Below are 12477 nucleotides of genomic sequence, written 5' to 3' on the forward strand. Positions count from 1 at the left end.
TATTTATGTTTGGGGTTTATAAATAGACATCAACATTGTCCCAGTCGCCAACCCCGACTTCAAATCCACCACCAGAGTCGGGATTCTCTCCTCCCGGTTCCGGGATTTCCGGAATTTTAGTATTGTCTATAAGTATATCATATCCGTCTTTTTGCAGTTTTGCCTCCCTATCGGCCATCGATTCGCTTATTTGCCCCGATACGTCCCAATAGGCGGTATAATATAAATTTGCTTTAGAGAGTATTTCTATCGTAAATCTGTTCTGATAGGGATACACAGGGCCGAAAGTGTAGAACGAGCCTTCTATATAACCCTTTCCGTTTTCGTCGACCCCTACGGTGGCTTTCTCGAACAAAACGGTAGATCGTTCGGTGGTTAGCTTGTCGGTCTGGAAAAAATATGTGGCAGCCATCCCCGAAGCAGCCCCGCGAGCCTCGCTTATGTTTTTTGCCCCCGATATATTATTAACCCGGTAGGTAAACTGGCGAAGCTTATTTTTTGGGTAAAAGTTAAGAATCAGAGTATCTCCACACTCATCGCAAAATACAACGTCGAAAGTTTCTTGCCACGAATGCGCAAAGAAATCGCCGCCGGGGTCTTCTATGGTCTTTTCTCCTTCCACGGGTGTAGCCAGTTCTTTGTAGGTCTGGCGCGAAGCTTCGGCACAATATGCCTGAAACGTACCGAGCGCGGTTTCGTTCCTGAAATGTACATTTGTTTTGTAATAATCGTAACAGAACGGAATATAAGACGCTCCACCAACAAGTTCAATTATACTTTCGCCGCTAATGGGGATGCTATTCACTCCGTAATCGCCCACACCGCCAGTCACAGAAAAAATATTCATCCGCATAGCACGGGTATCCGATTGTTTTTCCCAATTCACAACCACCTTGATGGCTACATCCCCTTCCGCGCACAAGCCCGCGTCACACAGACTCTTGTTTTCGCAAGAAATCGTGACTAAAGCTAATATGAACAGGAACAGAATATTTTTCATCGTTGGTTCTCCTTTCCTTTATTTTTACCGAAAACGTTGCCTATGAGCCACACCAGCGAAATATTGGCTTTGGTGAGCCCTATATAATTTCTTTGGTGGGTACTTTTCCATGGGAAGATACATTCATCGCATGCGCCAACAGTGTATTTGTAGTATTTTCCGCCAAAGTATCCAGCTCCGATTCCGAATTCGAGGTTAAATCTTTTGGCTATGGATATGGCATATCCGAATGTCAATCCACCCGAATAGCTCCAGTTGCTTAGCTGCCCCTCGTCGCTGTTTTTGTTTGTAAACAGGCGGATATCGTAAGTGCCTCCGTATCCGTAAGCTCCTACAAACCATCCGTTCAGTGGCTTGCCTGTTCTGTTTCCGAACCAGCGGCGCATCTCCACTCCGGCTATCTGTATGCGGTGGTAATAGTAGTTGCTGGCATTGGTGTTCCACCACGACCAGTTTCCTTCTATCCCTACCGACCAGTTGTAATTGCGCCCGAAAGGGATTTCAACGGCCAGATTGGGTAATAACGCGGCATCGTAAAGCAGGTTACTTTTGACAGCCATAACGAATGGGCGTCTCTGTTTTTCGGGACAAACCGTGTCTACCCGAACCACTACCCTGTCTACGAAAACGGTATCGAAACGGAATATTTCCACTGTATCGGTTTTGGCAAAGCGTTCGTCTTTCTTGGTATATATCGTACCGGTGGCACTTCCCCGCAAATGTGGCAATATATTTTTCAACAAATATCCGTAAGGCTTACCCCTGCCTATTTTCATTATCCTCAGCTTTTTGCTTTCATCACTCAGGTTACTGTTGAGTATGTAGAGCAACTGACTGCGGGCGGGCACATCCTTGTCTTTTTCAATCATTTCTTTAAGCCCGTCCCAATCTTCGGCATGGGGAAGCATTATAACCTGATTATCTTTTATTCGGGGATTTATTTGCATTATGTAGTTTCTGAGCGAAAGTGCCCTTTCTTTGGCTAAGCGTTGGTTATTGTCGAAACCACCTTCGGGCGATGCCGTACTGGTTATGACTATGAAATCGTCTTTTTCCAACGTTTTTTTGGCAAATATTTTCTTTATAAGACTCAAAGTCTTGGCATTACCCATATAACCGCTGTCTATTTCCGTTCGGTTTACACGATAATAGATACGCACGGTTTCGGAAGAAGGTACGCCAAAAGTCTGTTTTGTGCCAGTATTTGCTGTATTCAGGGAAACTTCAACAAACGCGCTACTCGGAGCAACTGTCGAGGCTTCTAAGGAACCTGCAACATAAATAATTCCACACCAAAACAGAAACGTTCTCCGGAACAACCGTAGAATTTCATTTTTTGAGAAATTCGCTTTTTTATCTATAATAATACTGTAAATAAATTTGTGTATCAATTGCCAATTATGTAAGTATGACACAAAAGTATTCAAAATAAAGCAAACGACAAAAAAAACTTTCAAAAAATATGTATTCAGCCTAATATAATCGAGTTTATAACCTACTTGAGCATCTATAATATCAAACTGTAACATACTGAAAAACAGAAATAAATATACATTTTGAAGCAAGGCGGAAAAATCGCAAAAAAATTATGCCACAAATCTCAATATTGACAAAAAAAATGCAGAGATTTAAAATATAAGAGGAAGTTATTCGTCCTTAAAAGATATAGAGAGGGTTTTCTTTCTTCCGATTGATTTTTTTAGTAACTATGACAATAAAATAAATAGAAAATGAAAAAAGAGATGAAAAAATGGCATAAATTGGGCTTCGCTCTGTCTTTTGTTGCAATATTTGCCGCGGCTGCGGCTGTGGTGATGTTATTGTGGAACGCGCTTATCCCTTCAATTGTTGGATGGACGGAGATAAATTACTGGCAATCGGCAGGGTTAATGCTATTGTGCCGCTTGTTGTTTAGCGGGTTTCGTCCTCATGGGCATCGCCACAAGCACTCGCATAAGCACCAAAAGCATATGCATCTGCACGAAATGATGCGCGATATGTCGCGCGAGGAACGCCGCAATTTTATCCGCGAACGTATGGGTAAAGACTTTAATGGTAGAGAAAATGCCGCCGCAGAGCAAGACCATGAAAAAGGATGAAAACAGAAAACCTTGAAAAGAATCTGAAGCATAACAAAGAGGTAACCGAAATATACCAAAAATACAATTCTCCGCTAAGAGGGTTTATTGCTAAGCGGGTTCCTTCGAAGGAAGATTGTGAGGATATTTTGCAAAATGTTTTCTATCAGCTCAGTAAAACGGATTTCGAGACAAATCCTATCGAGCAGATTTCGGGATGGCTCTACTCTGTGGCGCGAAACCAGATTATAGACCGTAGCCGTAAACATAAAGAGCAGGAATTGCCTTACGTTATCAACGATAACGACGAGGCGGTTTTCCTGAAAGAAATTACCGAAACGATACTCGATTCGGATTCGCCCGAAACCGAATTTCTCAAATCGTTGGTTTGGAAAGAGCTGGAGGTAGCACTCGGCGAACTTCCTCCCGAACAGCGGAGTGTGTTTGAGTTGACCGAATTGGAAGGTTTTTCCTTCAAAGAAATCTCCGAAGCAACGGATATTGGCGTAAATACCTTAATTTCGCGGAAGCGTTATGCTGTATTGCATTTACGCAAGAAACTGTATGAACTGTACGAAGACTTATTGTCCGATTAAGGTTCTTCCTATTTTATCACGAATAAAGAAAATGAAGGGAAATAAAACCGATTCGCCACGTTTCACTCCTTACCAGATATTCGCCCGTAACAAATGAATAAAGCTAAAGGGACAGCCTTTCCGGCCAGTTTCTTTTCTATTTCTATATGCAAGGTCGCAAGACAAAGTCCTGCCATTTTTTACGTCCCCTCTAAACATCATTTCTGGATGAGACGAAAGCATTCAAACAAAACGACCAATTTATACACAAAACAATAAAGCTGCTGCAATTACCGCAACAGCTTTAATCTTAATATCTAAATAAAATTCCTTCTTATTTATTTTCCTTTTCTCATGCGGAATACCGCATACCCTACCGAAAGCAGAATGAAAGAAATTACAGGAATTTCTCCTATTGGTGCTTCGCCTTCACCAACACCCATATCAGCATCGCCCTCTTGACCTTCAGTACCGCTGCCGGGACCACCACCTCCAGGGCCAAACCTATAATTAAGATTCTCATTATAATAGGCATCAGACGTTGGCTGATCGGTAGCAATATTCTGGTTATAATAATCATCCGCGGTTGAACCGTATGTATCCTTTGCCGAAATCTGACCTAAAGGAAGAAAAAGCAACGCAATCAAATACAATAATATAGTTTGTTTCATAATATATTCTTAGTGTCTTTTTATGTGTGTTCTGTTCGTTATAAATAAATTATTGTACTAAAAGCTTCACAGTTTTGGCATTAGCACCTGTTGTCTTAATCAGATATACTCCCGGTACCAAATACTGATTAACGTAAACAATGTTGTCGTTTATCTTAGCTTGTCCAATCTTCGATCCCTGAAGGTTATACAGATATAATTCATTTCCAAAATCAGCTTGTGCAAAACCTTTAACTGTTACCCTTGATTCATTGTAATAAGCATACAGCGCTTGTGTTACATCTTCTTCCATACCCATCTGTTTTGTGAAGTGCACTACAAAACGGTCTTCACGATCGGTTGGTGTAGAGTGTGTTTCGTATGGGGTTTCGGGTGTCAACTCCACCATAACGTCCATCAATCTATCTTCGAGCCAAATACCTTCAGCTTCTTGTTTAGATTCTAACCTGTAGCAAGAAATTACAATATCTTGCTCCACTGCCGAAGGTGTATCATAAAGCATTACCGATTTTTTGGTTTCTAATGGTAAAAATTCCCCAGTTAAGGCAACTCCTTCAGAGTTACGTGTATATATCTGGCTTGCGGTGCTTTGTAGAATATCAGTTTTGGTAGAACTTTTCATCATTCCGCTTTTTTCATTAACCTCAGCACTTGATATCATGCGCTCCACATCAGAGTAATTTCTATCAGCTATTTCCTTAGCTGTACGGAGTACCAAACTTACACGGTCTATAGTTCCTGTTTCTTTATCTCTTATTTCTATAATAAAGTCATCTTTACGTTGTTTTTTCTTTTCAGAGCGCCAGAATGCTACATCTTTGCGTTCTTTTGCTTTTGCGGGTATTGTCATTGTAGGAGTAGCATCCTCTACCCAGATACAAAACATTTGAAGAGGAGCTATAATATCATCAACTACTGTACCTCCCGTTCCTGCACCATAAAAATAGTTATATGTATACAACATAGGAGTATCTATTTTGGCTTCCTTTGGCTTAGCATTTGAGTTTGGAGCTAAAACCCAATATTGGGCATAAACATGTGGAGCATCATTCTCTTTTTCACTAATCTTTACACCCCAATCCGAATTCACAATTGCACTTGATATTGTTAAATCCGTCAAGTCGATAGGCGTAGTGTATGGGTTAGACAAGAAGTTATATCCAGGTCTTAATTCTATACCTCCAACATCTCCGGTATTTAAATTTTCATCATTATAGCCTGCCCCAGAAGCACCAAACATATTATTATATTTACGTACACCATCCGTAGAGAAACGATTACGGTTGAAGTAATGACCTTTGTGTGCCCTGGCATTAAATCTGTCTGTAAGTATCCCTCCAGTATCGTCATTGGGGAGACGATAATAAGTAGTATCAGTACCACGCAAGTCAATGCCCAAAACATAACCTCCACCAGCAGACAATTGGTCATTTGGGTTAGTTATATGGGTCTTACCCATGTACCCTTCCGGGGTTGGCATAAACAATGTATTATACATAAAATAGTCTGCTCCTAATTTCTCATAAGGAGATCCTAAACCCACTATACTTTTACCCGAATCATCCCCTGTTACAGAATTTATTAGAGGATCAGGATCCCCTTCACTGGTTACAGCTAATCGCACTTCAACCGCACCACGGTCTGCAGGCGTTCCAGAAGTTCTATTATAAGTTGCAGATTTCACATTCAAGTGAGCTAAAACAGTTTCGTCATTATTAGCTTTCTTTTTTGAGTTTAGTATAAGCCAACCTTTTTCTAAGTGCAAATCATCAACATCCATAGCGATATTAGAACTAACTACCACATGTTTGTTGTTATTAACTTCAACATCAGGAAAAGCAATATAATTTGTCTCTTTTGAAGGATATGCGCCTGCTGCACGAGTTGTTGTAATGCGTTGTTCGGCATTTCCGGCAAAAACGAATTTACCTGTAATATCATTAGGGTTAGCAGGTAGTGTAAATAAGGTCTTATGCAAAGACGCTTCGGTCGTATTCACATTGTTAATAAAATCGCCTGTTAGTATAGTCTTACTATATCCAACCATTTTAATATTACAGGAAGTTTTGTCGGCATTTTGTCCGGCAACGAAACTACCTTGTATGTACATAGTCCCTTTGCCTGTTGGAGAGTTCACATCCGCAACAGCCATCTTCCCTTCGTTATAGAAAACAATGGGAGGGGTATCTGCAGGATTACTTCTATCATGTCCATCTGATAACTCTTGTGCGAAAGAAAAACCGCAAAAAAGGAATGAGCTTACTAAAAAGAGTAATGTTTTCTTCATTGTGTATATTTTTTGTGTTATATTCAGTAGCAAACGCAACACACCACTATCTTGCTCATTTAGAGCAAATAAAGTATGTTGCAGTAATAATTAATCGTCTTTTCAACTTTATTTTATACATTTTATCACTAAAACTTTAGGCTCTGTGACCTACTCTCAAATCGAGGCAAAGATAAATATTTTTTTTTATCCGCTATATTTATTTTCTTTTTTATGCGTCTTTTTAACCTTTGCTATTTTATATTTATATTTATAGCCTCAAGTACTCTTCACAGATACAAAATAACAGAAAGGATTACTGAAAAATAATGGAACGACATCGCCTCTTTGCTTTTGGATTATTTAACTTTTAAAACAGAATCTATTTCTATTTTAACCAATTCACTCATCGTGAGATAACCTTCGGACGTGATATGAATCCCATCGGTAGTGTATTCCGACAGAAGCCCTCCCTTTTCGTCCCTCAAGGCCGAATGGTAGTCTACATAAGCAATGCCGTTGCTTTGCGCAAAAGCTTGCACACGTTTGTTTAAAGAGATTATTTTTTCTGCAACATCTGTCATTTCCGGCTTTCCGGGAATCCGGGAGCAAGGTAATACCGAAACCATTATGGGCAGCACTCCTTTTTCGCGAGCCTGAGTGGCTATCTTTGTCAGATTCGAAAACGTGCTATCTTCGCTATAAGGCTCTCTGCCAGCCCTGATATCGTTAATGCCGCCTGCTATAACAACCACCTTAGCTTTTATATCAACCACATCACAATCTAAACGTCCTGCGATTTGCGATGTCAACTGCTCGCTTATACCTCTGTTCACAAAGTTATTTTTGTCAAAAAAGCCGGGCATCGCCTTATACCAGTCCTGAACAATGGAGTTACCGATAAAAACAACTCTGTTTGCAGGCACAGGTTGTGCCATTATTTTTTTATTATCGGCAGCATAATATGCCGTTTGATTTATATCTTCTTTTTGCGCTTTTTTGCACGCGCTAAATCCAAAGATGCTTGAACCAAGAACCGAAAGAAAGAAAAAGATACTTACTTTTCTCATATGCAGACATTTCATTACAACTTCAACTTTTCAAAGATATAAAATTTCATTAATATATTAAGAATGATTTTACCTAAAAAAAACTTAACGCCGGTCACATCCTCCTTGCCATCCGTTATTGCATCTTCACTCTGTAATATATTGTTTTAGCCTTTTGGTCATAGATTTCTATTATTGGCAATTTCTTCAGATTATGCCGCTTACAATATTTCCATATTTTGGATTGCACCCTTATTATACCTACTACTTGCGACAGCCTTCCTTTATATGGAAACTCGGCCGTCAGATATTTCCCTTCCGCAAGGGATGCTATTTTGTATTTTCCGGCAAGTTGTTTCAACACCTCTTCTTTTATATCCTTGGGGAGTATCCGCCCTACCCTCGACTTTAACTCGTGTTCCGGAACCCGCTGAGGGTCTTCGTAAAAAACAGCTATACCCTTCGTTGTCTCTACTAAATGATTGTGCGATAACTCCTGAAACAACCTATCGTTTACAATCCCATACTGTGTATAATCGCCCACAAGGTCTTCGTAAATAAAAATTTCCTTACCGACCCACGATTCTTTTATACGCACAGAACTGAATCCCCCAAAATACACCCACAAAATAAGTAAGGTAGAGAAAATCAAGACCAACAATAAAACGATTACCGATAAAATATTCTTCATCATTTACCTCGTCCTCCCCATCAATCTGTAAGCCGCCCGGGCTGCCTGTTGCAAGATATCATCCTCGCCCTGTACTTTGCGGTTTTGCATCACAACTTTTCCATCGCATATCACGGTATCCACACAGCTGCCATTTGCTGCATATACAAGATTCGACTCGAAATTGAAGTTTGGAGTAAAAGCTGGTGCTTTCAGGTCTATCAGACATAAATCGGCAAGACAACCTTCTTCTATACGCCCTGCATTTATACGCAGGATATCTGCTCCGTTCCGGGTTGCAGACTGCAGCATATCATTTACAGGTAAAGCCTCCGGATCCCTGCGCCACACCTTACCCAATAGGGAAGCAAGCTTCATGGTTTCTATCATATCCAAATTATTGGACGACGAGCATCCGTCAGTACCTAAGCCGATTGTCACACCGGCCTCTTTCATTTCCTTATACCGGAAGCGATATCCCGAGGCAAGCTTCATATTCGAAGCAGGATTATGAACCACTTTCACATCATATCGAGCCAACAGTTCGATTTCTTCATCATCAACATACAGCCCATGGGCTATAACTAACCGTGGAGAAAGAACGCCCAATTTATGTAGATACCGGACGGGGGTCAATCCGAATTGCTTTTTCGAATAGGCGATTTCGGTTTCGGTTTCAGCCAAATGTAAATGAATCAACAAATCATTATCGCAGGCATAATGATGCACCCATTGCAGTAATTGCCCCGACACCGTATAAATAGCATGCGGCCCCAATGCAAAACTAATCCTGTTGCTATAGTTCTTTCTACTAGAAAATCGTTGGGGAAGTTCGTCCTTAACCTTCGATGTCAGTTCGGGTTTAAACCTGTCGAATATAGTATCCGAAATAACGGCACGGATACCCATATCTCCCACAGCTTGAGCCGCAACATCGGGCATATAATACATATCAAAAAAACATGTCGTCCCGCTTTTTATCATCTCCAGGCAAGCCAACTTCGTTCCCCAATAAATATCTTCGTCAGTCAGCTTGGCTTCATTCGGCCATATTTTCTGCTCAAGCCAAGGCATTAAAGGCATATCGTCTGCGAATCCGCGAAAAAGCGTCATCGCCGCATGTGTATGAGCGTTTATAAGTCCTGGGATAACAGCCATGCCCTGCGCATCAATTTCGACATCGGCTTTCAGTGAGATATCTTCGTCTATCTTCTTTATTACATTCTTTTCAACATATATATCCTTATAACAACCTGATACTAATGCTCTTTTTATCAATAGGGTCATATTCTTTTCTTTCATCAAACATTCCATTATGCAGAGCAAATGTAGTGCTAATTATTTGGCGACAGAAATGATTTCAATAGTTTTTACCACATTCGCATTCAGGATAATGAATCTTTTCGGCAGTTTGCAAAAGTGATGAAAACATAAAACCATTTTGCAATATCAGATAGTTTTAACTCTATCTTTTTTTAAATGTTATGTTGGCAGTTATAATAAAATAGTTATCTTTGCCTACAATAAATATAGCATAAAAGAATGACTCATAAACTTATAAAACAGCTGTTCGTGCAGAAACATGGGGTTGTTAGTTTAGCTTGTTCAAGAAATGTTATCTAAATAATTAGAATTATTGATTTTACTAACAACATAATCTTATTTAATTATGAAAAAAATTCTTCTTTTAGCATTTGCAGCTCTTTTGTTTGCTTCTTGCGCAGATGATAATGATGATGATAATGGAATTTATTATGCAACTTCTATTTCTATCAGATCTTCTGTTGGCGATAAAGTTGTAGACATCAAACCGAATAGAATCGGATATTACAATATAATAGTTGAGCCAAGCAATTCTGAATACATCCTTGAAGTAATAAATCCTGAAGGCAAAAATGTGCTAACAGTTGATACTGAAAAAAAGTCTTTCATAGCTAACACCAAGGATGAGGATGGTAATTTTTTAACCGGAAAAACATTTATTGTTGCGAAAACTATAGGGGCACTTGGATATGTAACTGATACGCTTTTTGTAAACGTAGAATAAATAATATCAAGGAAAATACAATATAACGGGTAGACCATTTAATATGGATTTATCCGTTTATTTTTTCACAAAAAACTCCTTTAGTGTTTGCTTGGTAAGAAAAACAAGCTATATTTGTACTCGCAAAACAAAAAAGGTTCCTTGGCCGAGTGGCTAGGCGCCGGTCTGCAAAACCGTTTACGGCGGTTCGAATCCGCCAGGAACCTCAAATGTGTGTTTAAAGCCCTTGTAAGACAATAACTTACAGGGGCTTATTTTTTAAAGTGCCCAAAATGGTGCCCATGAATGTAAAATACTAATTATTATGTAATTAGGCTTTTAAAGTAGTTATTCAACACCCCAGAATAGGTTCAACTATTCGGTTATTATGCCTTTCGAATAAATTAGAACCTATGCTTATTGCTGAGCACTATCTCCTCAAATTGTGGTCACTAGAGCCCAAAATGGAGCCCATAGTAAGTGAACTTAGCCCCTTTCTCCCTCCCCCTCTGAATAGGCAGAGAGAGCATATTCCCCAATACCCTAAAATGCACAAAATGGGCACCCGAAAGGTCACCCAATTCTGATTAGTAGAGAAATTTGATTCTAAACAAGGGCTTTAGACTAAAAGTTCAAGTCCTTGTTGGTTGCAAATCATTTATCTATCCTTAATTGTAATAATGTAATCTTCAGTTTTAGTCAATTCTCCATCTAATACTTGAAAATGAGTTTTAGATTCTCTTTCTATTATTGAAAGCCCTTTTCGGAATGGTTGCAACTTATACTTACTTTTTTCAGGATTATAATCCCTTCGAGCCATGTAAATACCTTCAATATTTTCAGAATCTACAGGTCTATGATTTCTTATTAATTTTAAATTCTCTCCTCCATACTTTTCTATCCATCGTTCAACCGTCAGTCGGTCTGAATTTAATATTTTTGCGATTTTAGAATAGTCTAATCCTTCAAGATATAGAATTATTGCATAACGGCGTTTATCAATTTTTGCTATTGTAATATCAACATAGAAATTCTTCTTACACTCTTGACATCGGTAACGTTGTTTTCCTTTAATGACACCATTTTTTACACAAGAAATGCTCTTCTGACAATAAACACAAATTACACTTTTCTTCATACATTTTTATTTTCTACAACACTAGTGTCCCATTAAAATTGGGACGTTATTAAAAATCAAATAAACTTGGCTCATTAGAGTCGCATCGTTCTTTGTCATATTGAAAATTAGTTTTGTTAAAGAGGTCTTTCAAGTGCGTTTTATCCGTTAGAGAGATACTTAGGATTTGTAGCACTTCGTATGTAGTTCGGTCAAGTTTCATATCATGTTGGATGATTGCAACTAAGCAGTAAGCACAAATGGCAGCATAGATTTGTATTCTTACGGCATTTTCTGTAGTACCCCAGAACTTTTTAATTTTGAGGTGCTGCTTATCCATGGCTTTAGAATCGTGAACGGAAGCTGTTGTAATATGGAAGAATGTCGGAATCTGAGTTTCCACATCATACAATGTGTGAACCTTAATACCGCCTTTTTTCTTCCGAAACTTCGCCCACCAGAAAACATTCAGGCATAAGTCAATGGTTGTGGAATCAAAAGCATATACATTCCCTCCCAACTTGAAGATATCTGTCTTACGTTTCTGCTGTGCTTCATTGACAAGGAAGTAAGCAAATTCTTCAAAGATACGGTAGTCTCTATCTTGATTAGCTCGGGCCAAAGATGACTTTGATATGTTCTTGCCCATCCCTAAATGATAACACTTAGAACGATGAGCACCCAAAGCAATAATCAAATCTCGTAAACTTTCTCTGTTGGATAATTGGCCGAACATAAGTGCGAGCAATTGATTCCAGCACGTGAAGTGTTTTACATACTTGTCGCCACCATACTTGGCAACAATTCGATTAAACTTACTTCGGTTGAGAAATGCAACCAATTGAGCGAAGACGAATTTATCTTGAAACATAGCAATCAGATTAAACTGATACGAAATTATAAATTCAAGTCCGTTCGCTTGTAAAATCCACGTAACTAACTAAATTTCAAATATTTCAAAGAGCGCTTTGCAATTTTAATGGGACAGCAATGAGATAATGTATTAAATTAGGAAAATTCATACC

The 12477-nt window shown here is 39.1% G+C and carries 11 protein-coding genes, 1 tRNA gene and 2 pseudogenes; 4 read left to right on the top strand and 10 right to left on the bottom strand.

Annotation, left to right across the window (positions count from 1 at the left end; genetic code table 11):
• Positions 1–16: 16 nt before the first annotated feature.
• Positions 17–1000: a DUF5119 domain-containing protein gene (locus tag M2132_RS08215; protein ID WP_280672878.1), complete on the bottom strand. Its 984-nt coding sequence runs from the start codon at positions 998–1000 to the stop codon at positions 17–19.
• Positions 997–2319 (bottom strand): DUF3575 domain-containing protein, encoded by a 1323-nt coding sequence (locus M2132_RS08220; protein ID WP_280672879.1) that lies wholly within the window; start codon positions 2317–2319, stop codon positions 997–999. Before M2132_RS08220 ends, M2132_RS08215 begins: the two co-directional genes overlap by 4 nt.
• A gap of 411 nt (positions 2320–2730) precedes the next feature.
• Between M2132_RS08220 and M2132_RS08225 the strand changes: the two genes are divergently transcribed.
• Together M2132_RS08225 and M2132_RS08230 are read left to right on the top strand one after the other, a co-directional pair.
• The gene (locus M2132_RS08225) at positions 2731–3099 is read left to right on the top strand and encodes a hypothetical protein (protein WP_280672880.1); all 369 of its coding nucleotides are present in this window, start codon (positions 2731–2733) and stop codon (positions 3097–3099) included.
• Positions 3096–3674 (top strand): RNA polymerase sigma factor, encoded by a 579-nt coding sequence (locus M2132_RS08230; protein ID WP_280672881.1) that lies wholly within the window; start codon positions 3096–3098, stop codon positions 3672–3674. The genes M2132_RS08225 and M2132_RS08230 overlap by 4 nt, the downstream gene beginning before the upstream one ends.
• 317 nt (positions 3675–3991) lie before the next feature.
• On the opposite strand, the gene M2132_RS08235 is transcribed toward M2132_RS08230, so the two are convergent.
• From M2132_RS08235 to M2132_RS08255, 5 genes are all read right to left on the bottom strand, one after another.
• Complete coding sequence (locus tag M2132_RS08235) at positions 3992–4324, bottom strand: hypothetical protein (RefSeq protein WP_280672882.1); 333 nt, start codon at positions 4322–4324, stop codon at positions 3992–3994.
• Positions 4325–4373: 49 nt separating this feature from the next.
• Entirely contained in the window at positions 4374–6611 is a 2238-nt protein-coding gene (locus M2132_RS08240; protein ID WP_280672883.1) for a T9SS type A sorting domain-containing protein, read from the bottom strand.
• A gap of 338 nt (positions 6612–6949) precedes the next feature.
• The gene (locus M2132_RS08245) at positions 6950–7660 is read right to left on the bottom strand and encodes a GDSL-type esterase/lipase family protein (protein ID WP_280672884.1); all 711 of its coding nucleotides are present in this window, start codon (positions 7658–7660) and stop codon (positions 6950–6952) included.
• A gap of 115 nt (positions 7661–7775) precedes the next feature.
• Positions 7776–8333 carry a GyrI-like domain-containing protein gene (locus M2132_RS08250; protein WP_280672885.1) on the bottom strand — a complete coding sequence of 186 codons (558 nt, stop codon included), beginning with the start codon at positions 8331–8333 and terminating at the stop codon, positions 7776–7778.
• A complete protein-coding gene (locus tag M2132_RS08255; RefSeq protein ID WP_280672900.1) occupies positions 8334–9596 on the bottom strand; it encodes an amidohydrolase in 1263 nt (420 codons plus the stop codon).
• Positions 9597–9978: 382 nt separating this feature from the next.
• On the opposite strand from M2132_RS08255, the gene M2132_RS08260 reads away from it, so the two are divergent.
• Together M2132_RS08260 and M2132_RS08265 are read left to right on the top strand one after the other, a co-directional pair.
• Positions 9979–10356 (top strand): hypothetical protein, encoded by a 378-nt coding sequence (locus M2132_RS08260; RefSeq protein WP_280672886.1) that lies wholly within the window; start codon positions 9979–9981, stop codon positions 10354–10356.
• Positions 10357–10491: 135 nt separating this feature from the next.
• Positions 10492–10562: transfer RNA gene (locus M2132_RS08265), tRNA-Cys, on the top strand.
• A 431-nt stretch (positions 10563–10993) separates the two neighbouring features.
• Here the strand turns inward: M2132_RS08265 and M2132_RS08270 are convergent.
• The 3 genes and pseudogenes from M2132_RS08270 to M2132_RS08275 all read right to left on the bottom strand — a co-directional run.
• Positions 10994–11473, bottom strand: coding sequence for a terminase gpP N-terminus-related DNA-binding protein (locus M2132_RS08270; RefSeq protein ID WP_280672887.1), 480 nt, complete (start codon positions 11471–11473; stop codon positions 10994–10996).
• A 49-nt stretch (positions 11474–11522) separates the two neighbouring features.
• Positions 11523–11786: pseudogene (locus M2132_RS12120) on the bottom strand (IS4 family transposase); the annotation flags it as partial.
• A gap of 9 nt (positions 11787–11795) precedes the next feature.
• A pseudogene (locus M2132_RS08275) lies at positions 11796–12323 on the bottom strand (IS4 family transposase); the annotation flags it as partial.
• Positions 12324–12477 lie beyond the last annotated feature (154 nt).

It is taken from the genome of Dysgonomonas sp. PH5-45 (genome assembly GCF_029893235.1).
Lineage (GTDB): Bacteria > Bacteroidota > Bacteroidia > Bacteroidales > Dysgonomonadaceae > UBA1309.

Coding starts and splice junctions, on each gene's coding strand:
- M2132_RS08215 (WP_280672878.1), bottom strand. CDS start 1,000: ATGAAAAATATTCTGTTCCTGTTCATATTAGCTTTAGTCACGATTTCT.
- M2132_RS08225 (WP_280672880.1), top strand. CDS start 2,731: ATGAAAAAAGAGATGAAAAAATGGCATAAATTGGGCTTCGCTCTGTCT.
- M2132_RS08230 (WP_280672881.1), top strand. CDS start 3,096: ATGAAAACAGAAAACCTTGAAAAGAATCTGAAGCATAACAAAGAGGTA.
- M2132_RS08235 (WP_280672882.1), bottom strand. CDS start 4,324: ATGAAACAAACTATATTATTGTATTTGATTGCGTTGCTTTTTCTTCCT.
- M2132_RS08240 (WP_280672883.1), bottom strand. CDS start 6,611: ATGAAGAAAACATTACTCTTTTTAGTAAGCTCATTCCTTTTTTGCGGT.
- M2132_RS08245 (WP_280672884.1), bottom strand. CDS start 7,660: ATGAGAAAAGTAAGTATCTTTTTCTTTCTTTCGGTTCTTGGTTCAAGC.
- M2132_RS08250 (WP_280672885.1), bottom strand. CDS start 8,333: ATGATGAAGAATATTTTATCGGTAATCGTTTTATTGTTGGTCTTGATT.
- M2132_RS08255 (WP_280672900.1), bottom strand. CDS start 9,596: ATGACCCTATTGATAAAAAGAGCATTAGTATCAGGTTGTTATAAGGAT.
- M2132_RS08260 (WP_280672886.1), top strand. CDS start 9,979: ATGAAAAAAATTCTTCTTTTAGCATTTGCAGCTCTTTTGTTTGCTTCT.
- M2132_RS08270 (WP_280672887.1), bottom strand. CDS start 11,473: ATGAAGAAAAGTGTAATTTGTGTTTATTGTCAGAAGAGCATTTCTTGT.